Source organism: Streptomyces sp. BK79 (assembly GCF_044142145.1).
Lineage (GTDB): Bacteria > Actinomycetota > Actinomycetes > Streptomycetales > Streptomycetaceae > Streptomyces.
This window is the reverse complement of the sequence record NZ_JBHVOC010000024.1, coordinates 119,151-140,757: the sequence shown is the minus strand read 5'-3', so window position 1 is coordinate 140,757 and position 21,607 is coordinate 119,151. Positions and strand designations below refer to the sequence as shown.

Genomic DNA, 21,607 nt, shown 5'->3' with positions numbered 1-21,607 from the left:
CGGCGACGGGCGCTCCCGCGCCGTCAGGCCGGCTGGGACTCGGGCAGCTCCATCAGCCAGGGCAGCGCGCCGCGGTCACCGGCGCCGAGGCGGGTGTAGGCGCCGTAGAGGTGGTTGCCGACAGTGCGCACGGACAGGGTGAGTCGCTCCGCGATCTGACGGTTGCTCAGGCCCGCGGCGGCGAGCGTGACGATCTGGCGCTGGCGTGCGGTGAGTTCGCCGAGCACCAGCCCGGACAGGGCCGGGGTGCGGGCGCCCTCGCAGCGCCGGGCGAGGGCGACGGCGCGGGTGCGGGACCCGCGGGCGGCGGCGGGGTCGCGGTGGGCGCGTACCGCCTGGGCGCGCGCCTCGGCCGCGTACAGGAGGAATCCGCGCCGTTCCAGTTCCCCGGCCGCCTCGTCGAGCGCCGGCCCGTCGCCCCGGGCGAGCGCGTCGGCGTGGGCGGCGAAGACGCCGGTCAGGCGGCCGGCCGCCCGCTCGGGCGCGCCGAGCCGGACGGCGTCGTACGGGTCTGAGGCGGCGGCCAGCCGGACCGCCTCGTCTAGGTCGCCGCGCGCGGCGGCCTCCCAGGCCCCGGCCGGGCCGCCGCCGGCCTGCGTGGCGTCGCCCGACTGGGCTGCGGCCAGGGCGAGTTCGGCGCGGCAGGCCGCGTCACCGGGGGTCGACCGCAGGCCCTCCCGGGCCCAGGCCGCCGCCTCCCGCAGCCGGCCGCGCAGCCGCGCGAACCGGGCGCGCAGGGCCGCGTACCCGGCCGGGAGCGGCACTCCCTCGGCCGCCAGCCACTCCCCCACGGGTGCCGCCGGATCCCGTACGTCGTCCCGCGCGAGGGCACGGGCGAGGGCGTCCCGCTCCGCCGCGAGGGCGGGGCCGTACCGGTCCGGCGTTCCGGCCAGGCGCCGGGCGCGCAGCCGGCCCGCGACCGCGCGCAGCACCGGGCCGTGCAGGGGGTGGGCGAGGCGGGTGGCGCCGTGGTCGTCGACGGTGACCAGCCCGTCGGCCTCCAGCTGCTCCAGGACCCGTACGTCGAGGTCGTCCAGGCCGAGGGCCGACGGCTCGGCGAAGGCGAGGCGTTCGAGGGTCTCGCGCTGGCGCGGGCAGGCGCGGTCGAGGACCTGGGCGGCGCGCTCCCGGACGGCCGCGGTGACCGGCACCGGTCCTCGCCACGCGCGCTGGCCGGTGCCCGGGACGGGGGTGAGCACGCCCCGCTCGCGCACCGCGGCCAGCAGGTCGCGCAGCAGCCGCAGGTCGCCCTGGGACAGGCGGTGCAGCCGGTCGACGGTGAGCGGCTCCAGGGCGCCCTCCGCGCCCGCGGCGAGCAGTTCGGCGGTCTCCTCGCGGGGCAGCGGTTCCAGGGCGAGGCGCGGCAGCAGTTCCCCCGACCACAGCCTGGACACCGCGCCCGGCACGGGGACGCCCTCCGCGGCGACCACCAGGAGGCGGGTGCGTCCGTGCACGGCGAGCTGGTGAACCAGGGCGGCGGAGGCGTCGTCCAGCAGGTGCGCGTCGTCGACCAGCAGCAGCCGTACGCCGGACAGTAGGCGCACCGCGCGGTGCAGGGTGACGGTCTCGGGCAGCAGGTGCGCGAAGGCGGCGAAGGGGACCTGCTGGGCGCGGGGTGTTCCGGCGGCCCTGGCGTACTCCGTGCCGCGGACGGCCTCCGTCACGAGCCTGGTCTTGCCGCGTCCCGCCGGTCCCGTCACCACGATGCCGTGGTGTCCGGCGGTCACGGACCGGCGCACCAGCTCGAGTTCGTCCGCGCGCCCGGTGAACGGCCAGGGCGTCCGCAGCGTCGTCTTCGCGTCCCGCAGAGAAGTCGTCACGGGAACATGAGCCGGCATACTCAGCCCTGATACAGGGGGACTTGAGTAGCCCTCGACTCAAGTGCCCGCGCCCGGCCGGACGGCAGGCTGGGGGCCATGACCGCACGCTACTGCTCGCTCGCGCAGCAGCCTGCCCCCGCGTTCGCGCCGGGGCTGGCCGCCGAGCGCCTCGCCGCGCTCGTGGGCGGGCAGCGGATGTGGGTCAACGGGACGGTGCTGCACTACTGCTTCCTCGGCGGCGACACCGACTCCTCGGTCGTTCCCATGCGGGGCACCGGCCGGCCGCGGCGCGGGTCGTGGGCCGGTACCGAGGAGCAGCGGGACGTGGTGCGCGACTGCTTCCGGGAGTGGCAGGACCTCGGCATCGGACTCGTCCTCACCGAGGTCGGCGACCGCTCGGAGGCCGAGCTGCGCATCGGCTTCGAGCCCGGCGACGGATCCTGGTCGGCGGTGGGCAAGGACGCGCTCCGGGTCGGTCTGAACGACCGGACGATGAACTTCGGCTGGGACCTCACCGCCCCCGGTGAGCGGGCGACGGCCCTGCACCAGATCGGGCACGCGCTCGGCATGCTGCACGAGCACCAGAGCCCGTACGCCGGGATCCTCTGGGACGACGAGGCCGTCTACGCCGAGCTGGCGGGCCCGCCGAACCACTGGAGCCGGGAGCGGACGTTCCACAACATCCTGCGCAAGCTCGACGGCGACGAGGCCAACGGCCCGGTCTGGGACCCCCAGTCGATCATGGAGTATCCCTTCCCGTCGGGGCTGATACTGGAGCCGGAGCACTACCGCTCGGGCCTGCAGCCGCCCGGCACCCTCTCGGCCGCCGACAAGGAGTTCGCCCTGCGCTGGTACCCGCCCGTGAGCCGGCCGGGACCGCTGGTGCCGTTCCGCTCGGTGCCGCTCGGTCTCGGACCGGGCGAGCAGGCCGACTTCCGTCTCGACCCGCCGGAGACCCGCGCGTACACCGTGGGCACCTTCGGCGACAGCGACGCCGTCGTCGTGGTCTTCGAGGTGCGGGACGGCAGGCCCCGCTACCTCGCCGGTCAGGACGACGGCGGGAGCCCCCGCAACGCCACGGTCCGGGCCCGTTTCGTCCAGGGCCGCCGCTATGTCGTCCGGGTGCGCCTGTACTCCTCGTGGGGTGCGGGCGAGACCGCGGTCATGTGCTGGTGACCGCACGGTCCGCGAACACCCGGGCGCCGCGGCCACAGTCCGGCGCCGGGGGCCGATGAGGGCACGTCACCTTGGGGGAGCGTGACGTGCCCTCGCCCCGCCGTGTCCGTCGTACGGGGGTCGACGGACACGGCGGGGCAGCGAACCGGACGATGGCCGACGCGAGGCGCCGGAGCCCTCGGACAGCGAGGAGGGGCCGTCCGATGTTCTCGAACGACCCCTCGACCCGCTGTCTCGCGAGTCGGGACGACAGGATTTGAACCTGCGACCCCTTGACCCCCAGTCAAGTGCGCTACCAAGCTGCGCCACGTCCCGGTGCGCGGCCCACGTCGTGGGTGATCGCGCTGGTCAAGCCTACCCCATCCACCCGGGAGGGCCGTCCCGCGCGGGAGCCGTCCGATGATCACATCGCGAGACGGCTTTGCGTCACGCCCGTCGGCGGGCGTTACCTCGCACGGTGCGAAAGGAACGACCGGTGCGAACAGAACGACCCGAACACCTCGGCAACGCCCCCGACACCACCGGCGACCGCTCCGCGCGGCGCGCCGTGACCGTCTTCCCGGTTCTCGTCCTCCTGGCCGGCGCCCTCGGCCTGCTGCTCCCCGGCGGCTTCACCGGGTGGAGCGAGTCGGTGCCGTACCTGCTGGGCGTGGTGATGTTCTGCATGGGCATCACCATGACCCCCGAGGACTTCCGGGGGGTCGCCAGGCGCCCCTGGGCGGTGGCCCTCGGCCTGGTCGCGCACTACGTCATCATGCCGGGGCTCGGCTGGGCCATCGCCCACCTGCTCGACCTGCCCCCGCAGCTCGCCGCGGGCGTGATCCTCGTCGGCTGCGCGCCCAGCGGCACCGCCTCCAACGTGGTGACGTACCTGGCGCGCGGTGACGTGGCCCTGTCCGTGTCGGTCGCGACCGTCTCGACGCTCGTCGCCCCGCTGGTCACGCCGCCGCTGACGCTCCTGCTGGCCGGCGAGTACCTCCCGGTGGACGCCGGGTCCATGGTCACCGACATCCTCAAGACGGTGCTGCTGCCGGTCCTCGCGGGCCTGGCCGTGCGGCTGCTGGCCGGACGGTACGTGGAGCGGGCGCTGCCCGCGCTGCCCTGGCTGTCCGCCCTGACGATCTCGGTAATCGTGGCGGTGGTGGTGGCGGGCAGCGCCGACGCCATCAAGTCGGCCGCGGGGCTGGTGTTCGTCGCCGTGGTGCTGCACAACGGCCTCGGGCTGGCGCTCGGTTACGGGGCGGGACGCGTCGCACGGCTCGGCGAACCGGCGAGCCGTGCCATGGCCTTCGAGGTCGGCATGCAGAACTCCGGCCTCGCGGCCTCCCTAGCCACCGCCCACTTCAGCCCCCTGGCGGCCCTGCCGGCCGCCGTCTTCTCCGTCTGGCACAACGTCTCCGGCGCGGTGACCGCCGCGTGGCTCTCACGCCGGGGGCGGTGAGCCGGGGGCCGGTGTGCCGCCGGCGGCCGGGGGCGGCACGGGCGGGTGCTCCGCGGGCCCGACGGCACGGGCCCGACGGCACGGACCTGACGGCGCGCGGCGGACGGCGCACGCGTCGGGGTGCGCGCCGGAGGGCGGTCAGGCCGGGACCGCCGGCCGGCGCACCATGAACACGTCCACCGAGTCCTCGGACTCCACGGTGAACCCGTGCCGCTCGTACAGCCGGCGGGCCGCGCTGCCCCGCAGCACGTTCAGGCGGACGAGGTCGCCGGCGCGGTCGCACCGCGCCAGCAGCGCGCGGAGCACGGCCGAGCCGATGCCCGCCCCCTGGAGGCGCGGCGCGAGGTAGAAGTGCTCCAGCCACCGGACGCCCTCGGCCGGCCGCAGCGCCACGCAGCCGGCGAACGCGCCGTCCACCTCGATCACCCAGCTGTGCTCGCTGTCGAAACCGTCCCGCAGCCGCTGCCGCACCCGCCGCTCGTCGTACCGGCCGAGCCGCTCCAGATCCGCCCGCAGCACCACGGCCCGCAGCTCGGCGACGGCCTCCACGTCCGACACCGACGCCGGCCGGATCTCCCACTCCACCATGATCGCCACGCTACCGGCCCGTCGTCGGCGTTCTCGTCCGGCCAAGGCCCGCGGAGTGCGACGAAGTGTCCGCGGATCCGGCCGGATACCCCACACCCTGTCGCCCCCGGCCCGCCGTCCGCCACGGCTAGCGTCACGGCATGACCCACAGCTTCGTTGTCCACGTCCCCGACGCCGAGCTCGAACCCGAGCCCCTCTCCCCCGAGCAGATCGTGTCCGGCACCCCCGAGGTGACCGGCAAGGTGGTCTGGGAGTCGGAGGACGGCCGCCAGGCGCGCGGCGTCTGGCAGATCACCCCGGGCGTCGTCACCGACACCGAGGCGGACGAGATGTTCGTCGTGCTCAGCGGCTCGGCCACCGTCGAGGTGGCGGGCGGCCCGACGCTGACGGTGGGGCCGGGCGACCTGGCCGTGCTGCGCGAGGGCGACCGTACGACGTGGACGGTGCACGAGACGCTGCGCAAGGCGTACGCGATCAACCTCCGGTAGGCGCGCGGCGACCGACCTCCGGCAGGCGCGCGACACCCGGCTTTGTCCTGTCAAAAGGTTGACATGATGCCGACCCTGCGCCCAGGGTGGGCGGGACAGAGCTGGGACCGGTCCGCGGAAGGGCTCACATGGTGGAAGCGCTCGGTGTCGCCGTCGTCGGGTTCGGCTGGATGGGCCGGGTGCACACGCGGGCGTACGCGCGGGTCCGGCACCACTACCCGCTGCTCCCCCTGCGCCCCGAGCTGGTGACGGTCGCCGAGGAGGTGCCGGGGCGGGCGGAGGAGGCGGCGGCGCAGTTCGGCTTCGTCTCGGCGACCCGCGACTGGCGCGAGGTGGCCGCCGACCCGCGGATCGGGGCGGTCAGCATCACCGCCCCGAACTTCCTGCACCGCGAGATCGCCGTCGCGATGGCCGAGGCGGGCAAGCACGTCTGGATCGAGAAGCCGGTGGGCCTGTCCTCGGACGACGCCCGGGCGGTGGCCGACGCGGTCGCCAAGGCCGGTGTGCAGGGCGCCGTCGGCTTCAACTACCGCAACGCGCCGGCCGTGGAGGCCGCCCGCGACCTGATCGCCGGCGGGGAGATCGGCACCGTCACGCACGCCCGCATCCGCCTCTTCAGCGACTACGCGGCCCATCCCGAATCCGCTTTGACCTGGCGCTACGAACGGGAGCGCGGCGGCAGCGGGGTGCTCGGGGACCTGGCCTCGCACGGCGCGGACCTGGCCCGGTTCCTGCTCGGCGACATCGCGTCGCTGACCGCCGACACGGCCGTCTTCCTGCCCGAGCGGGCCCGGCCGACCGCCGCCACGGCCGGTCACTCCCGGGCCGTGGGCGGTGAGCTGGGCCCGGTCGAGAACGAGGACTACGTCAGCTGTCTGCTGCGCTTCGCCTCCGGCGCCCGTGGCGTCCTGGAGGCCTGCCGGGTCTCGGTCGGCGAGCAGAACAACTACGGCTTCGAGGTGCACGGCACCACCGGCGCGGTGTTCTGGGACTTCCGCCGCATGAACGAACTGGGCGTCAGCCGCGGCACCGCGTACCAGGACCAGCCGGTCAGCACGGTCCACGTCGGTCCGGGGCACGGCGAGTTCGCCGCCTTCCAGCCGGGCGCCGCGAACGCCATGGGCTACGACGACCTGAAGGTGGTGGAGGCGTACCGCTTCCTGCGCTCGATCGCCGAGGGCACCCCGTACGGCGCCACGCCCGCGGACGCGGTGCACAGCGCGGCCGTACTGGACGCCATGGCGCGGTCGGCCGAGCGCGGCGCCCGGGTCGAGGTGCGACCGCGGGGGTGAGGCCCGGTGGCCGCGGCGCGGCCACTCGCCCACCGGTCGGCCCACCACGTTCCGCGCGCTCTTCGAGCGACTCGACTCATCAAGGAGCACACGTATGCGTATGGGAATCCTCGGCCTCGGCCGCATCGGGGCCTTCCACGCCGAGACCCTCAGCGGGCTCGGCGCCGTCGGCTCACTCGTCGTCGCCGACCCGTTCGCGGACGCCGCGAGGGCCGCCGCCGAGCGGTACGGCGCCGAGGTGGCCAACTCGCCCGAGGCGGTGCTGGCCGCCGGCGTGGACGGGGTGGTGATCGCGGCGGCGACCGACGCGCACCCGGGTCTGATCCTGGCCGCCGTTCAGGCCGGCGTCCCCGTCTTCTGCGAGAAGCCCGTCGCCCGCACCATGGCGGAGGGCGTCGAGGTGCTCAAGGCGGTGGCTGGGCACGACGTGCCGGTCCAGATCGGTTACAACCGCCGCTTCGACGCCGGGTTCGTGGCCGCGCGGGCGGCCGTGCGCGGCGGTGAGCTGGGCGCGCTGCACACCGTGCGGTCGACCACGCTGGACCCGGCGCCGCCGCCCGCCCCGTACATCGCCGCTTCCGGCGGCATCTTCCGCGACTGCTCCGTGCACGACTTCGACATGATCCGCTGGGTCACCGGCCGCGAGGTGACCGAGGTGTACGCCGTCGGCGGCAACCGCGGCGCGGACTTCATCAAGGACGCGGGCGACGCGGACACCACCGGCGCGGTCCTCACCCTGGACGACGGCACGATCGCCGTGGTCTCCAACAGCCGCCACAACGCGCGCGGTCACGACGTCCGCATGGAGATCCACGGTTTCGCGGACTCCATCGCCGTCGGTCTGGAGGACAGGCTGCCGCTGCGGTCGGTGGAGCCCGGCACGACCTTCCCGGCGGGCACGCCGCACGACTTCTTCATGGACCGCTTCGCCGCCGCCTACCGTGCCGAGCTCACCGCGTTCACCGAGGTCGTCGCCGGCACCCGCCCCTCGCCGTGCACGATCGAGGACGCCCTGGAGGCGGGCTGGATCGCGGAGGCGTGCACGCTGTCCCTGCGCGAGCACCGCCCCGTGACGGTGGCGGAGGTACGCCGGGGGTGAGGCGAGGGCGGAGCGGCGGGCCGTGCGGTCAGCTCTCCGGCTCGCTGATGTTCACCATCCAGGGCACGCCGAACCGGTCCGTGCACATGCCGAAGACGTCGCCCCACATCTGCTTCTCCAGGGGGACCACGACGGTGCCGCCGGCGCTCAGCTTCTCCCAGTAGCCGCGCAGCTCGGACGCGTCGTCGCCGCTGAGACTCACCGAGAAGGTGTTCCCGGGGCTGTGCTCCTCCCCGGGCGGCATGTCGGCGCCCATCAGGGTGAAGCCGCTCGGCGTCTCCAGCATGGCGTGCATGATCTTGTCGGTGTAGGCGGCGTCGGGCAGGCCGGCCGCGCCGAAGGTGTTCAGCGCCAGCGTGCCGCCGAACACCTGCTCGTAGAACTCCATCGCCTGTCGGGCGTCGCCGTCGAAGCTGAGATAGGGATTGAGACGCGAGGTCATGACTGCCTCCCGGAACGGGACGAAGTGCCAGTGGTGTGCACGCTAGCGCGCACCACCGACTACGGCCCGCCGAGTGGCGCGCCGGCGGGACCGGGCGTCTCAGGCAGGCGTACCGGACGTCTCAGGCGCCGCAGGAGCGCAGGAACCTGCGGGTGCGGTCGGCGATGGGCAGGGGCCGGTCCGGCTCGCAGGGGTACATGTCCTGCTCGACGATGGCGAACAGGTCCACGCCCAGCTTCTGCGCCGCGGTAAGCACCGGTCCCAGCTCGGGCACGCCGGAGGGCGGTTCGCACATCACCCCGCGCCGCACCGCCGGCCCGAAGGGCACCCCGTTCGCGCGCACGTCGGCGAGGATCTCTGGGTCGACCTGCTTGAGGTGGAGGTAGCCGACGCGCTCGCCGTAGGTCTCGATGAGCTTGACGCTGTCCCCGCCGCAGTAGGCGTAGTGGCCGGTGTCCAGGCAGAGGTTGACCAGGCCGGAGTCGGTGGCGTCGAGGAAGCGCTCGACGTGCTCCTCGGTGTCGATGTGGGTGTCGGCGTGCGGGTGGACGACGATGTCGAGGCCGTACGTCTCCCTGACCTCGCGGCCGAGGCGTTCCATGCCCTCGGTCAGGTGGGCCCACTGCTCGCCGGTCAGCTCCGGCGGCTCCAGGATCTCGGCGGTCTTGTCGTCGCGCCAGAAGGACGGGATGACGACGAGGTGCTTGGCGTCCATCGCCCGGGTGAGGGCGGCGACGCGGCTGACCTGCTCCCAGGTGCCGTCCCACTCCGAGGGGCCGCGGTGCAGCCCGCAGAAGATGGTGCCCGCCGAGACCTTGAGCCCGCGCCGGGCCACCTCGTCGGCGAGCCGGGCCGGGTCGGTGGGGAGGTAGCCGTAGGGGCCCAGCTCGATCCACTCGTAGCCGGCCTCGGCGACCTCGTCCAGGAAGCGCTCCCAGGGCACCTGGCGCGGGTCGTCGGGGAACCAGACGCCCCAGGAGTCGGGGGCCGAGCCGACGCGGATGCGGTCGAGGGCAGCGGGCATGTCAGGGCTTCCCTTCGGCGGGGTCGGAGGCGACCGGGTCGGAGGCGGCGGGGCCGGAATCGGCGGTGCGGGACGCGGGGACCGCCGGACCGGGGTCGGCCCCGGGGGCTTCCGGCGCGGCCCGTTCCGGCTGGTCCGGGTCCGGGAGTGCCTCCACGTCGACCCCGTCGGCCTGCGCCAGTTCGTGCTTGAGGGCGGCGAGTTCGGCGCCGCCCGCCATGTGGTGGGTGAGTGCCTCGAGGGTGATGTCGGCGCGGGCGGCGCCGAGTTCCAGGGTGCCCAGGCGCAGCACGCTGAAGTGGTCGCCGACCAGGTAGGCGTGGTGGGGGTTGTGGGTGACGAAGACGACGCCGAGACCGCGTTCGCGGGCGGCGGCGATGTACTTGAGGACCACGCCGGACTGCTTGACGCCGAGGGCGGCGGTGGGCTCGTCGAGGATGAGGACGCGGGCCCCGAAGTGGACGGCGCGGGCGATGGCGACGCACTGGCGCTGGCCGCCGGAGAGGGTGCCGACGGGCTGCTCCAGGTCGTCCAGGACGATGCCCATGGTGCGCAGTTCCCGGTCGGCGGTCTCCTTCATCCGGGCGATGTCGAGGCGGCGCACGGGCCAGGGGCCCTTGGTCAGCTCGGAGCCGAGGAAGAAGTTGCGCCACACCGGCATCAGGGGCACGGTGGCGAGGTCCTGGTAGACGGTGGCGATGCCCCGGGCGAGCGCGTCGCGGGGGGTGGTGAAGCGCACGGCCTCGCCGTCGACGAGGAACTCTCCCTCGGTGTGCTGGTGCAGCCCGGAGATGATCTTGATGAGGGTGGACTTGCCGGCGCCGTTGTCGCCGAGCACGCAGGTCACCCGTCCGGGGTAGACGGCGAGGTCGACGCCGTGCAGGGCGCGGATGTTGCCGTAGGCCTTGCCGGCGCCGCGCAGTTCCACGACCGGCCGGCCGGACTCGGGGGCGGGGCCGGGTCCGGGGCCGGCGAGGACGGCTCCGCGCGTACCCGGGCTCTTGCTGGTCATTCCGGTCACCTCCGGGTCGCCGCGCGGCGGACGTACAGGTTGATGAGCACCGCTCCGAGCAGCATCACGCCGAGGAACGCCTTGAACCAGTCGGGGTTCCAGCCGGCGTAGACGATGCCCTGGTTCACCATGCCGAACATGAAGGCGCCGAAGACCGGGCCGATGGCGGAGCCGTAGCCGCCGGTGAGCAGGCAGCCGCCGATGACGGCCGCGGCGATGTAGATCAGCTCCTGGCCGACGCCCTCGCCGGACTGCACGGTGTTGAAGGAGAAGAGCTGGTGCATGCCGACGAACCAGGCGCCGAAGCCGACCAGCATGAACAGGGTGATCTTGGTGAAGGTGACGGGGACGCCGACCGCGCGGGCGGATTCCCGGCTGCCGCCCACCGCGAAGACCCAGTTGCCGTACTTGGTGCGCAGCAGCACCCAGGTGGCGAGGGCGGCGAAGACCAGCCACCACACGACCGTGATCTTCACCTGGACGCCGCCGACGTCGAAGGACGAGGCGAACAGGGCCTTGGCCTGGTCGAAGCCGTCCATGTCGCTGATGTCGTCGGTGGCGACGTTGCCGGTGACCAGCTTGGTGAACGCGAGGTTCACGCCCTGGAGGATCAGGAACGTGCCGAGCGTCACCAGGAAGCTCGGCAGGCCGGTCCTCATCAGGACCCAGCCGTTGAAGGCCCCGACCGCGAGGGAGACCACGAGGGCGGCGAGCACGCCCATCCAGACGTTCATGGTCAGCTGGTAGCTGAGCATGCTCGCGGTGAGCGCGGAGGTGACGACGGCGACACCGGCCGACAGGTCGAACTCGCCGCCGATCATCAGCAGGGCCACCGGCAGCGCCATGATGCCGATGGTGGACGACTGGTACAGGACCGTCGCCATGGAGCCGCCCTCGCGGACGGAGGGGGCGGCGATCAGGAAGAAGACGGCCACGGCGACGGCGCCCAGGAAGACGCCGACCTCGGGCCGGGCGAGCAGCCGCAGCGCCACCGGGCGCCGCCGGGTCCGCCCGTCGGCCTGCCCGTCGGCCTGCCCTGCGTTCCGCCCGTCGGTCCGCCCGGGGCCGGGGTCCGGCGGAGTGGTCACCGCCGGCCCGGTCGGTGGGGCGGCGCCCATCACCGGGTGCCCTTCGACGCGAACTCGGCGACGGCCTTCACGTTGCTGCTGTCCACGAAGGCGGGGCCGGTCAGCACCGGCTGCTCGCCGCCGCCGCTGTAGTTGCCGTTGTTCTGGTAGAGCCACAGGCCGTCGACGGCCAGGTAGCCCTGGAGGTAGGGCTGCTGGTCGACGGCGAACTCGATGTCGCCCTTCTCGATGGCGCCGGTCAGCTCCTTGTTGAGGTCGAAGGTGGCGACCTTCGCCTCGCCGCCGCCCTCGTCCACGGACTGCACCGCGGTCATGGCGAACGGGGCGCCGAGGGTGACCAGGTGGTCGATGTCGCCGTCCTGCTTGAGCTTGGCGGTGATGGTCGACTTCACCGAGGGCATGTCGGTGCCGTTGACGTAGAGGTTCTCGATCGAACCCTCGAAGGTCTTCTTCACGCCGTCGCAGCGCTGGGTCAGGCCGACGTTGCCCTGCTCGTGGATCACGCAGACGGCCTTCTTCGCGCCGTCCTCGTTCAGCCGCTTGCCGAGCGCCTCGCCTGCCACGGTCTCGTCCTGGCCGAAGAACGACATCAGGCCGAGCTTCTTCCAGTCCGCGAGGCCGGAGTTGAGGCCGACGACGGGTATGCCGGCCTGCTCCGCCTTGCCGATGACACTTCTGAGGGCGTCCGGCTTGGCGAGGGTGACCGCGATGCCGTCGACCTTCTGGTCGATCGCGTTCTGCACCAGGTTGGCCTGGTTGCCGGCGTTGGGGTCGGCGGAGTAGACGAGCTTGATGTTGTCCTTGGCGGCGGCCGCCTCCGCGCCCTTGCGGACGATGTCCCAGAAGGTGTCGCCCGGTGCCTGGTGGGTGACCAGGGCGACGGTCATCCGGGGCGTGTCCGCCTTGCCCGCGGAGCCGCCCGAGTCCCCCTCCTCGTCGGCCTTCTTCCCCCCGGAACCGCTGGAGCAGCCGGCGAGGGTCAGGGCAGCGGCGGCGGCGAGGGCCACGGCGGAGGCGAATCCACGGGAGCGGGCGTGCGAAGAGCGGTCCATCTTTCCTGCACCTCACTGTGCGAACTGAGCGAACTGAGCGACGGAGAAGCCGTGTGCCGAGCCGGAGAAGAGGGGCTGTGTGCGCTGGGACCGGATACAAGTCCTTGGGACGCCCGCTGTCAATACTTTGTCAAGACATCATTTCACGAGCAGGTCCGAATGTAAGTACAAACTATTGACACGGTCGCCGCGGAGTCATACACCTGAGAGGCGGCAGGCCCCCCGCCCAGCCCGAGGAGCGTCGCACATGGCCGAGTCAGTCCCGCGTTTCGATCTGATCACGATGGGCCGCATCGGGGTCGATCTCTATCCCCTGCAGACGGGCGTACCGCTGGCGGACGTCGAGACCTTCGGGAAGTTCCTCGGCGGTTCGGCCGCCAACGTGGCCGTCGCCGCGGCGCGCCTGGGCCACGCCACGGCCGTCGTCACCCGCACGGGAGACGACCCGTTCGGCGGCTACCTGCACCGGGCGCTGAAGGAGTTCGGCGTCGACGACCGCTGGGTGACCCCGGTCGCCGCGTACCCGACCCCCGTCACGTTCTGCGAGGTCTTCCCGCCGGACGACTTCCCGCTGTACTTCTACCGTCGTCCCAAGGCCCCCGACCTGGAGATCCGTCCGGAGGAGCTGGACCTCGACGCGATCCGCGCGGCCCGCGTCTTCTGGATCACCGGCACCGGACTGAGCGAGGAGCCGAGCCGTACGGCGACCCTGGCCGCCCTCGCCCACCGCGCCCGGTCCGGCACCACGGTCTTCGACCTGGACTGGCGGCCGATGTTCTGGGCCGACCCCGACCAGGCCCGCCCGTACTACGCCGAGGCGCTGCGGCACGCGACCGTCGCGGTCGGCAACCTCGACGAGTGCGAGGTCGCGACGGGCGTGCGCGAACCGCGCGCCTGTGCCGAGGCGCTGCTGGCCGCCGGTGTGGAACTGGCCGTCGTCAAGCAGGGCCCGAAGGGCGTCCTCGCCGTGCACCGCGACGGCCGCAGGGCCGAGGTGGAGCCGGTGCGGGTCGAGGTGGTCAACGGCCTGGGCGCGGGTGACGCGTTCGGCGGATCGCTCTGCCACGGCCTGCTCTCGGGCTGGGAACTGGAGCGGACCATGCGGTACGCCAACGCCGCCGGCGCCCTCGTCGCCTCCCGTCTCGCCTGCTCCTCCGCGATGCCCACCGGGGCGGAGGTCGACGACCTCCTCGCGCGAGCCACTCCCTGAACGGAGCAACGCCTTGTCCCTCAGCATCCCCGACCTCACCGCGGTCAGAGCCCGGCACCCCGAGGCCATCGCCGAGGCGGCGGCCCGCCGGACACGCCGTCCGCTGATCGGCGACTCCGGCCGCCTGCTGATCGTGGCCGCCGACCATCCGGCGCGGGGCGCGCTCGCCGTCGGTGACCGCCGGCTCGCCATGGCCAACCGGTCCGACCTGCTGGAACGCGTGTGCACCGCGCTGTCCCGGCCCGGCGTGGACGGGGTGCTCGCCACCGCCGACGTGCTGGAGGACCTGCTGCTGCTCGGGGCACTGGAGAACAAGGTCGTCATGGGCTCGATGAACCGCGGGGGTCTCGCGGGCGCCGCCTTCGAGATGGACGACCGCTTCACCGGCCACCGCGCCGAGGACATCGCGCGCCTGCGCTTCGACGCGGGGAAGCTGCTGCTGCGCCTCGACTACGACGACCCCGGCTCGCTGGCCACGCTGGAGTCCACCGCCCGCGCGGTCGACGCCATGGCCGCGCGGGAACTGCCCGTCTTCGTCGAGCCGTTCATCTCCCGCCGGGTCGGGGGCCGGGTCCGCAACGACCTGTCCGCCGAGGCCGTCACCCGGTCCGTCGCCATCGCCTCGGGCCTCGGCGGCACCTCCGCCTACACCTGGCTGAAGCTGCCCGTCACCGACGACCCGGACGACATGGGCGAAGTCCTGGAGACCTCCACGCTCCCCGCCGTCCTGCTCGGCGGTGACATAGGGGGCTCCCCCGCGGACCAGGCCCTGGCCTACGAGCGCTGGCGCAAGGCGCTGAGGCTGCCCACCGTGCAGGGCATGGTCGTCGGCAGGTCGCTGCTCTACCCGGCCGAGGGCAGTGTGGAACAGGCGGTGGACACGGCCGTCGGACTGCTGTGACCCACGCGGGGGCGACGCGCGTGCCCCACGTGGGAACGAGGAGTACGACCCGGGCGGGACGACGAGAGGGGACGAGGAGATGACGTACCACCTTCCGGCGGGCGAGGCGGCGAGCGGCGCGTACGCCGTGGACGTGACGCCCGAGAAGGCCGGCTGGGGGCACTCGGGTCTGCGCGTGCTGAACCTGCCGCCCGGCGGCAGCCACACCTTCGACAGTGGTGACAGCGAGTGGATCGTCCTCCCGCTCGGCGGCGGCTGCGCGGTCGCCACGGCCGACGACTTCGGACAGAACACCTTCGAACTCGCCGGCCGGACGAGCGTGTTCGACGGCGTCAGCGACTTCGCGTACGTGCCGCGCGACGCCCGCACCACCGTGACCTCCCACGGCGGCGGCCGCTTCGCCCTCACCGGCGCCCGCTGCACCCGCCGCCTGCCGGCCCGCTACGGCCCGGCGTCGTCGGTGCCCGTGGAACTGCGGGGCACGGGGAACTGCTCGCGGCAGGTCAACAACTTCGGCGCGGCGGGCGTCTTCGAGTGCGACAGGCTCATCGCGGTCGAGGTCGTCACCCCCGGCGGCAACTGGTCCTCCTTCCCGCCGCACAAGCACGACGAGCACCGCCCCGGCGAGGAGTCGGTGCTGGAGGAGATCTACTACTTCGAGTTCACCGGCCACGACGGCACCCCCGGCCTCGGCTACCAGCGCGTCTCCCCCTCCGGGCAGGGGCAGGGCACGGACGTGCTGGCCGAGGTGCGCGACGGCGACGTGGTCCTCATCCCCGACGGCTGGCACGGGCCGTCCATGGCCGTCCCCGGCCACCACATGTACTACCTCAACGTGATGGCGGGACCGGAGGCCGAACGCGCCTGGCTGATCCGCGACCATCCCGCGCACGCCTGGATCCGCGACACCTGGCCCGAGCAGCCGGTCGATCCCCGGCTCCCCCTCTACACCGCACCGGAGAGGTCCGCATGAGTGCCGCCGCCACCCGCCGACTGACCACCGCCCAGGCCCTGGTGCGCTTCCTGGCCGCCCAGTACACCGAACGCGACGGCGTACGGCGCCGCCTGATCAGCGGCACCTGGGGCGTCTTCGGCCACGGCAACGTGGCCGGCCTCGGCCAGGCGCTCGTCGAGTACGCGGACGTCATGCCGTACCACCAGGGCCGCAACGAACAGGCCATGGTGCACGCGGCCGTGGGCCACGCCCGGCACCTGAACCGCCTGTCCGCGCAGGCGGTGACGACGTCCATCGGCCCCGGCGCCACCAACCTCGTCACGGGCGCCGCGCTCGCCACGATCAACCGCCTGCCGGTCCTGCTCCTGCCCGGTGACTACTTCGCCTCGCACGCCGCCGACCCGCTCCTCCAGCAGCTGGAGCACCCCATCGAGGCGGACGTGTCGGTCAACGACACCCTGCGCCCCGTCTCCCGCTACTTCGACCGGATCACCCGGCCCGAGGCCCTGATCCCCTCCGCGCTCCACGCGATGCGCGTCCTCGCCGACCCGGCCGACACCGGCGCGGTCACCCTCGCGCTCCCGCAGGACGTGCAGGCGGAGGCGTACGACTGGCCCGAGGCGTTCTTCGCCGACCGCGTGTGGCGCGTACGGCGCCCCGCCCCCGACCCGGTGGAACTGGCCGAGGCGGTACGGGCGATCCGGGCCGCCGGGCGACCGCTGATCGTCGCGGGCGGCGGAGTCCACCACAGCGAGGCCGAACAGGCGCTGAAGGCGCTGGTGGACGCCACCGGCATCCCCGTCGCCGCCACCCAGGCCGGCAAGGGCGCGCTGCGCCACGACCACCCGGCCGACCTCGGCGGCATCGGCCACACCGGCACCGCCGTCGCCGACTCCCTCGCCCGCACCGCGGACCTGGTGATCGGCGTCGGCACCCGCTACTCGGACTTCACCACGGCCTCCGGCACCCTCTTCCAGCACCCGGGGGTGCGCTTCCTCAACCTCAACATCACCGCCTTCGACGCCCACAAGCTCGCCGCCCGCACCCTGGTCTGCGACGCCCGCGCCGGGCTCACGGCGCTGACGGAGGCGCTGTCCGGCCACCGGGTGGACGCGTCGTACGAGTCCGACTACCGCGCCGGCAAGGCCCGCTGGGACGAGACGGTGGCGGCGGCCCTCCGCGCCGACGACGACAGCGCCGTGCCGACCCAGACGCAGGTGCTGGGCGCGCTGGACGCGGTCGTCGGCGACGAGGACGTGGTGATCAACGCGGCCGGTTCGCTCCCCGGGGACCTGCACAAGCTGTGGCGGGCCCGCTCCCCGCGCCAGTACCACCTGGAGTACGGCTACTCCTGCATGGGCTACGAGATCCCGGCCGCGCTCGGTGTCCAGCAGGCCGCGCCGGGCACGCCCGTGTGGGCCCTGGTGGGCGACGGCACGTACCTGATGAACCCGACGGAGATCGTCACCGCGGTGCAGGAGAACCTGCCGGTGAAACTGGTCCTGGTCCAGAACCACGGCTACGCCTCCATCGGCGGCCTGTCCGAGTCGGTGGGCGCCGAGCGGTTCGGCACCGCCTACCGCCATCGCGCCGCCGACGGCGCCTTCACCGGCGCCCCGCTCCCCGTCGACCTCGCCGCCAACGCGGCCAGCCTCGGCATGGACGTCCGGCGCGCCAAGACGGTGGGCGAACTGCGCGAGGCCCTGGTCGCGGCGCGCGCGGCGACCCGCCCGACCTGCGTCTACGTCGAGACCGACCCCACGCCGACCGCTCCGCCGGCCGAGGCCTGGTGGGACGTGCCGGTGGCCGAGGTGTCCGGCCGCGAGGCCGCCACCGACGCCCGCGCGCGGTACGAACGCGCGGTCGCCGACCGTCGCCGCCACCTCTGACGGCTCGTCGCCCACGCCAGGAAGGTCATCGGCGGTCGTCCTGAGGTGCGGGGCGGGGCGAGTCGGTCATGCCCGTTTCTGTCCTCGCGTCCGGTCGCGTCCGGTCGCGCACGAAGTCGAGGGAGGCGGAGAAGCACTCGGCCACCTGCCGCTCCGACGCCCCGATCCAGAGGTGGTCGGCGCCCGGGACGGCCCGGAAGTCCGCCTCCGTGCCCACCGCGCGCAGCGCCGAGGCGAGGGCCTCCCCCTGGGCGACGGGGACGACCGTGTCCCCGTCGCCGTGCAGGATCAGGAACGGTGGGGCGCCCGGGGCGGCCCTGGCGCACGGGCTCGCGGCGTGGGCGAGGTCCGGGACCTCGGCGGCGGGGGCGCCGAGGAGGGCCGCCTCGGGGGTGTGCGGCGGGGCGGCGGTGAGGTCGGTGGGGGCGTACCAGACGACGCAGCCGCGCGGGGCCGCCGGGCCGGCCGTGAGGGCGAGGAGCGCGGCGAGGTGACCGCCCGCGGACTCTCCCCAGGCGACCGTCCGTCCGGCGTCGACGCCGAGGTCGGCGGCCCGGGTGCGCAGCCAGGCCAGCGCCTCGGTCAGGTCGTCCAGCGCGGCCGGGAAGGGTGCTTCTCCGCTGAGCCGGTAGTCGGGGCAGGCGACGGCGAGTCCGGCGCGGGCGAGGCGGGCGAAGGGGCCGGGCCGCCAGGCGCCGAAGCGCGGGCCGAGGTCGTCGCGCAGCCCGGTGCGCCAGGCGCCGCCGTGCACGAAGACGACCACGGGCGGCGGGCCGGCGGCCGGCTCCTCGGGGAGCCAGAGGTCGAGTTCCAGGGGGCGGCTGCCGTCACGGGCGGCGTACGGGACGGCGCGCAGGAGCCGTACGCCGTCGGCGGGGTGCGCGGCGGGCGGCAGGGGCAGGGTCGCGGGGTCGGGCGGGGCGAGGAACGGGGCGAGTTCGGGGTTCACGCCTCACTCCTCGGGCGTACGGGACCTGCGGGGGCGAGGCGGGGCAGCAGCCGGCGGGCGTTGGCCGTCGTCAGGGACCGCCAGTCGGCCGCCCCCGACGGCGCCGGAGCCGCGTCCACGGAGGCGACGTGGGCGTCCACGCCGTGCGCCGGGGTCCAGCAGTAGTCGCTGCCGTAGAGCAGCCGGTCGGGTTCGGCGAGGCCGAGCAGTGCGGGGACCTGGCGCGGGAAGGCGGGGCCGGCCATGTCGTAGTGCAGGCGGCGGAGCTGGTCCACGGCGTCGGGGGTGCCGGTCTCGGCGGGCGGCAGGAAGAGCTTCATGAAGCCGTTGATCCGGTCGGCGAGGACGGGCAGCGCGCCGCCGCAGTGCGGGACGATCACCTCCAGGCCGGGGTGGCGTTCCAGGGTGCCGGCCATGAGCAGGTCGGTGACGGTGCGGGCGGTGTCGAAGACGAACTCGACCATGGGGCGCGGCCGTCCGAGCGCCGACCGCTCCCAGCACACGGGTGAGGTCGGGTGCAGGAAGACGACCGCGCGTCGGCGGCCGAGTTCGGCGAAGAGGGGCTCCAGGCGCGGGTCGCCCAGGTAGACGCCGTGGGTGTTGGTCTCCAGTACGACGCCGTCCGCGCCGAGTTCGTCGAAGGCGTACGCGGTCTCCGCGAGGGCGCCGTCCACGTCGGGCAGCGGGAGGGAGGCGAAGAGGCCGAAGCGGCCGGGGTGTTCGGCGGCGACGCGGGCGGCGTCCTCGTTCATCTCGCGGGCGAGGCGGCGGGCGGCCGTGTCGTCACCGAAGTGGACGCCGGGGGACGACACGGACAGGAACGAGGTGCGGATGCCGTTGCGGTCCATCAGCTCCAGATGGGCGGCGGCGGACCAGGCCGGCCAGGCGGGCACGCCGTCGGGCAGTTCGTGGCCCGCGGCCCTGGCCTGCCGCACGTAGGAGTCGGTGACGAAGTGGGCGTGGACGTCGACGAGTCCGGTCCGGTCAGCGGGGTCGGTCATGGGTGTCTTCCCTCGGGATGTTCGGAGCGTTCGGCTCGTTCGGCTCGTTCGGCTCGTTCGGCTCGTTCGGCGCGCTCGGGGTGTGGTTTCTCGACGCCGCGACGCGGTCGCGCGCCCAGGTGACGGTGCGCTCGCCGAGCACGATGCCGAGCAGCCCGGTCAGGCCGATCAGGGGCGGGGCGGGCGAGGTGAGGTCGAGGGCCCAGTAGACGGCCCCCATCAGGAGTCCGGCCGCGAGGCTGACGCCGGCGCCGCGCGCACGGCCGAGGGCGGCCCTCGCACCGGTCCTCACAGCGCCTCCAGCAGGGCCTGGCCGGCGAGCATGCCCAGCAGGCCGAACAGGGCCACCGGCGGAGGCGCCGGGGACCTGACCCTCAGGACGGCGTACAGCCCGCCGACGAAGGCCCCGGCGAGCAGCGCCTGGAGGTACGCCATCGCGGTTCAGCTCCCCGTGCGCCACTCGTGGTCGGGCAGGAAGGTCACGTCGTACCGCCGCGGCACGGTGCCGAACCTGTGCGGCTCGGGCACGTACGGGCGTCGCGGCAGGCCCAGTTCGTCGGTGTCGGTGCCGAGGGTCTCGAAGAACCGCTCGAAGGTGCCGCCGGGACCGGCGGCGACGCCGACGATCTGGCTGTGGTGGCGCTCGATGCGGTAGGCGTGCGGGCAGTTCTTCGGGACGAAGCCGAAGTCGCCGACGGTGAGCAGTTTCTCGTGCTGCTCGCCCTCCAGGTCCTCCACGAACAGGCGGACGGCGCCCTGCGTGACGAAGAAGACCTCGTAGGTGTCGGGGTGGGAGTGCGCCGGGATGATGTCGCCCTTGGGGCCGTCGCAGGTGAAGAAGTTGAAGGTGTTCTCGGTCTGCGGGCCGCCGGCGTAGATCGTGAACACGTCGTTGAACAGGTGGGCGCGGTCGCCCATGCCCTTCTCGATGAAGTACGGCTTGCCCGGCTCGGCGGGGATGAGGGAGTGGGAGCGCCTGGCGAATTCGATGGTCACGGAAGCCTCCGGCTTGGTACAGGACCTGATGTCAGGCAGCCTGACATCCATTCGATGCGTCAGGCTACCTGACATGCATCTCGGGCGACACCCCCGTCCCGTCGGCGGCCGCAGCCGTCCGCCTCCCCGCCTGTATGCTCATGGCCGAGGAGCCCGAGGAGTCATGACACAAGCCGAGAACGCCGAGAACGCCGCGTCAGGTGAGACCGCGCAGAACCTGCCCCTGCTGCTGGCCGGGGCCAAGCGCTGGTTCGACGACGCGCTGACGGCGAGCATGCGGGCGGCCGGCGAGCAGCCGCTGAGCAGCGCCCAGGGCCAGGTCTTCGCCCTGCTGGACCCGGAGGGCACCACGGTCGCCGAGCTGGCCCGCCGCCTCGGCGTCACCCGCCAGACCGCCCACCAGGCCGTGCACGCACTGGTGGGACTGGACCTGCTGGAGCAGGTCCCGGACCCCTCCTCGGCGCGCAACCGCCTGATCCGCATCACCCCGGAGGGCGCCCGCGTCCACCGGCGCGCCCAGGCCACCCTCGCCGTCATCGAGGGCGTCCTGGCCGAACGCATCGGCGTCGCGGAGGCCGCCGCGCTGCGCGCCGCCCTGACCGCGGCGCGCGGCGAGCCACCGGTCGTGGCGGCGCCGTGAACCGGCGACGGCACAAGAAGCTGTCCCGGCGTCTCGTCGACGCCGCGCTGGTCGGCGACATCGCGCGGGTGAGAGCGGCACTGCGCGCCGGTGCGCCGGCCGAGACGGCCGACACCGCGGGCTCCACGCCGCTGTACCAGGCCGCCGTGCACGGGGCCGCCGGCATCGTCCGCCTGCTGCTGGCGGCCGGCGCCTCGCCCGACACGGAGAGCGGGATCGGCTCGGAGGGCACGCCGCTGTGCGGAGCGGCCTGCTGGGGTCACACCGACGCGGTGCGCGCGCTCCTGGAGCACGGCGCCGACCCGAACCTCCGCGAGGACCACGGCACGGGCCTGGCACCGCTGGACTGGGCGGCCAGGGGCCCGCACCCCGAGACCATGGAGCTGCTCGCCGCCGCGGGCGCACGCCCTGGGCGATGACTTCGGACCGCCCACCTCACCTGCCCCGGGCATCCGGCGAGAGCCTCCGGAAACACCTGCTTCACACGGGATGTGCGCGGGGTTAACGGCTCCTCCTTAGCGTCACTGGTCATGGACACGACGTT

General features: G+C 73.8%; 23 protein-coding genes and 1 tRNA gene. 11 read left to right on the top strand and 13 right to left on the bottom strand.

All coding sequences use genetic code 11. The annotated features are described in order from the left end of the window. Nucleotides 1-23: 23 nt before the first annotated feature. Complete coding sequence (locus ACFIF2_RS27955) at nucleotides 24-1,838, bottom strand: LuxR C-terminal-related transcriptional regulator (RefSeq protein WP_395576005.1); 1,815 nt, start codon at nucleotides 1,836-1,838, stop codon at nucleotides 24-26. Between the two features lie 78 nt (nucleotides 1,839-1,916). On the opposite strand from ACFIF2_RS27955, the gene ACFIF2_RS27950 reads away from it, so the two are divergent. Further along, a complete protein-coding gene (locus tag ACFIF2_RS27950) occupies nucleotides 1,917-2,996 on the top strand; it encodes a hypothetical protein (RefSeq protein ID WP_395576004.1) in 1,080 nt (359 codons plus the stop codon). 241 nt (nucleotides 2,997-3,237) lie between these two features. Here the strand turns inward: ACFIF2_RS27950 and ACFIF2_RS27945 are convergent. After that, a tRNA-Pro gene (locus ACFIF2_RS27945) sits at nucleotides 3,238-3,311 on the bottom strand. A 160-nt stretch (nucleotides 3,312-3,471) separates the two neighbouring features. Between ACFIF2_RS27945 and ACFIF2_RS27940 the strand changes: the two genes are divergently transcribed. Then, a complete protein-coding gene (locus ACFIF2_RS27940) occupies nucleotides 3,472-4,437 on the top strand; it encodes a bile acid:sodium symporter family protein (protein ID WP_395576003.1) in 966 nt (321 codons plus the stop codon). A gap of 138 nt (nucleotides 4,438-4,575) precedes the next feature. Here the strand turns inward: ACFIF2_RS27940 and ACFIF2_RS27935 are convergent, their stop codons facing one another. After that, nucleotides 4,576-5,025 carry a GNAT family N-acetyltransferase gene (locus tag ACFIF2_RS27935; protein ID WP_395576002.1) on the bottom strand — a complete coding sequence of 150 codons (450 nt, stop codon included), beginning with the start codon at nucleotides 5,023-5,025 and terminating at the stop codon, nucleotides 4,576-4,578. Nucleotides 5,026-5,165: 140 nt separating this feature from the next. Here ACFIF2_RS27935 and ACFIF2_RS27930 point away from each other — a divergent pair, with 140 nt between their 5' ends. From ACFIF2_RS27930 to ACFIF2_RS27920, 3 genes are all read left to right on the top strand, one after another. Then, nucleotides 5,166-5,513 (top strand): cupin domain-containing protein, encoded by a 348-nt coding sequence (locus tag ACFIF2_RS27930; protein WP_395576001.1) that lies wholly within the window; start codon nucleotides 5,166-5,168, stop codon nucleotides 5,511-5,513. Between the two features lie 128 nt (nucleotides 5,514-5,641). Then, nucleotides 5,642-6,805, top strand: a complete 1,164-nt coding sequence (locus tag ACFIF2_RS27925; protein ID WP_395576000.1) for a Gfo/Idh/MocA family protein — start codon at nucleotides 5,642-5,644, stop codon at nucleotides 6,803-6,805. A gap of 94 nt (nucleotides 6,806-6,899) precedes the next feature. Continuing rightward, on the top strand, nucleotides 6,900-7,904 hold the full coding sequence (locus tag ACFIF2_RS27920; protein ID WP_395575999.1) for a Gfo/Idh/MocA family oxidoreductase: 1,005 nt from the start codon (nucleotides 6,900-6,902) through the stop codon (nucleotides 7,902-7,904). Nucleotides 7,905-7,932: 28 nt separating this feature from the next. Here the strand turns inward: ACFIF2_RS27920 and ACFIF2_RS27915 are convergent, their stop codons facing one another. The 5 genes from ACFIF2_RS27915 to ACFIF2_RS27895 form a co-directional block, all read right to left on the bottom strand. Next, nucleotides 7,933-8,346 (bottom strand): VOC family protein, encoded by a 414-nt coding sequence (locus ACFIF2_RS27915; RefSeq protein WP_395575998.1) that lies wholly within the window; start codon nucleotides 8,344-8,346, stop codon nucleotides 7,933-7,935. 121 nt (nucleotides 8,347-8,467) lie between these two features. After that, complete coding sequence (locus ACFIF2_RS27910; protein ID WP_395575997.1) at nucleotides 8,468-9,370, bottom strand: sugar phosphate isomerase/epimerase family protein; 903 nt, start codon at nucleotides 9,368-9,370, stop codon at nucleotides 8,468-8,470. A gap of 1 nt (nucleotide 9,371) precedes the next feature. Continuing rightward, nucleotides 9,372-10,382 carry an ATP-binding cassette domain-containing protein gene (locus ACFIF2_RS27905; RefSeq protein ID WP_395575996.1) on the bottom strand — a complete coding sequence of 337 codons (1,011 nt, stop codon included), beginning with the start codon at nucleotides 10,380-10,382 and terminating at the stop codon, nucleotides 9,372-9,374. A gap of 5 nt (nucleotides 10,383-10,387) precedes the next feature. Continuing rightward, entirely contained in the window at nucleotides 10,388-11,500 is a 1,113-nt protein-coding gene (locus ACFIF2_RS27900; protein WP_395575995.1) for an ABC transporter permease, read from the bottom strand. Next, nucleotides 11,500-12,522 (bottom strand): sugar ABC transporter substrate-binding protein, encoded by a 1,023-nt coding sequence (locus tag ACFIF2_RS27895; RefSeq protein ID WP_395575994.1) that lies wholly within the window; start codon nucleotides 12,520-12,522, stop codon nucleotides 11,500-11,502. The genes ACFIF2_RS27900 and ACFIF2_RS27895 overlap by 1 nt, the downstream gene beginning before the upstream one ends. A 247-nt stretch (nucleotides 12,523-12,769) precedes the next feature. Here ACFIF2_RS27895 and iolC point away from each other — a divergent pair, with 247 nt between their 5' ends. The 4 genes from iolC to iolD all read left to right on the top strand — a co-directional run bounded on the left by iolC (nucleotide 12,770) and on the right by iolD (nucleotide 17,477). Continuing rightward, nucleotides 12,770-13,732: a 5-dehydro-2-deoxygluconokinase gene (gene iolC, locus ACFIF2_RS27890; protein ID WP_395575993.1), complete on the top strand. Its 963-nt coding sequence runs from the start codon at nucleotides 12,770-12,772 to the stop codon at nucleotides 13,730-13,732. 13 nt (nucleotides 13,733-13,745) lie between these two features. After that, nucleotides 13,746-14,633 carry a deoxyribose-phosphate aldolase gene (locus ACFIF2_RS27885; protein WP_395575992.1) on the top strand — a complete coding sequence of 296 codons (888 nt, stop codon included), beginning with the start codon at nucleotides 13,746-13,748 and terminating at the stop codon, nucleotides 14,631-14,633. A gap of 79 nt (nucleotides 14,634-14,712) precedes the next feature. Next, nucleotides 14,713-15,606 (top strand): 5-deoxy-glucuronate isomerase, encoded by an 894-nt coding sequence (gene iolB, locus ACFIF2_RS27880; protein ID WP_395575991.1) that lies wholly within the window; start codon nucleotides 14,713-14,715, stop codon nucleotides 15,604-15,606. Continuing rightward, entirely contained in the window at nucleotides 15,603-17,477 is a 1,875-nt protein-coding gene (gene iolD / locus ACFIF2_RS27875) for a 3D-(3,5/4)-trihydroxycyclohexane-1,2-dione acylhydrolase (decyclizing) (protein ID WP_395575990.1), read from the top strand. The genes iolB and iolD overlap by 4 nt, the downstream gene beginning before the upstream one ends. Nucleotides 17,478-17,502: 25 nt before the next feature. Here the strand turns inward: iolD and ACFIF2_RS27870 are convergent, their stop codons facing one another. Genes ACFIF2_RS27870 through ACFIF2_RS27850 form a run of 5 tightly spaced genes read right to left on the bottom strand, consistent with a single transcriptional unit; the run spans nucleotide 17,503 to nucleotide 20,423 of the window. Beyond that, a complete protein-coding gene (locus tag ACFIF2_RS27870) occupies nucleotides 17,503-18,426 on the bottom strand; it encodes an alpha/beta hydrolase fold domain-containing protein (protein ID WP_395575989.1) in 924 nt (307 codons plus the stop codon). Next, nucleotides 18,423-19,427, bottom strand: a complete 1,005-nt coding sequence (locus tag ACFIF2_RS27865) for an amidohydrolase family protein (RefSeq protein WP_395575988.1) — start codon at nucleotides 19,425-19,427, stop codon at nucleotides 18,423-18,425. Before ACFIF2_RS27865 ends, ACFIF2_RS27870 begins: the two co-directional genes overlap by 4 nt. After that, nucleotides 19,411-19,719, bottom strand: a complete 309-nt coding sequence (locus ACFIF2_RS27860; protein ID WP_395575987.1) for a XapX domain-containing protein — start codon at nucleotides 19,717-19,719, stop codon at nucleotides 19,411-19,413. Before ACFIF2_RS27860 ends, ACFIF2_RS27865 begins: the two co-directional genes overlap by 17 nt. Continuing rightward, nucleotides 19,716-19,862 carry a DUF1427 family protein gene (locus tag ACFIF2_RS27855; protein WP_395575986.1) on the bottom strand — a complete coding sequence of 49 codons (147 nt, stop codon included), beginning with the start codon at nucleotides 19,860-19,862 and terminating at the stop codon, nucleotides 19,716-19,718. Before ACFIF2_RS27855 ends, ACFIF2_RS27860 begins: the two co-directional genes overlap by 4 nt. Nucleotides 19,863-19,868: 6 nt before the next feature. Further along, nucleotides 19,869-20,423 (bottom strand): quercetin 2,3-dioxygenase, encoded by a 555-nt coding sequence (locus tag ACFIF2_RS27850; RefSeq protein WP_395575985.1) that lies wholly within the window; start codon nucleotides 20,421-20,423, stop codon nucleotides 19,869-19,871. Between the two features lie 163 nt (nucleotides 20,424-20,586). Here ACFIF2_RS27850 and ACFIF2_RS27845 point away from each other — a divergent pair, with 163 nt between their 5' ends. Both ACFIF2_RS27845 and ACFIF2_RS27840 read left to right on the top strand, forming a co-directional pair. Next, nucleotides 20,587-21,063, top strand: coding sequence for a MarR family winged helix-turn-helix transcriptional regulator (locus ACFIF2_RS27845; RefSeq protein WP_395575984.1), 477 nt, complete (start codon nucleotides 20,587-20,589; stop codon nucleotides 21,061-21,063). Further along, on the top strand, nucleotides 21,060-21,482 hold the full coding sequence (locus ACFIF2_RS27840) for an ankyrin repeat domain-containing protein (protein ID WP_395575983.1): 423 nt from the start codon (nucleotides 21,060-21,062) through the stop codon (nucleotides 21,480-21,482). The genes ACFIF2_RS27845 and ACFIF2_RS27840 overlap by 4 nt, the downstream gene beginning before the upstream one ends. Nucleotides 21,483-21,607 lie beyond the last annotated feature (125 nt).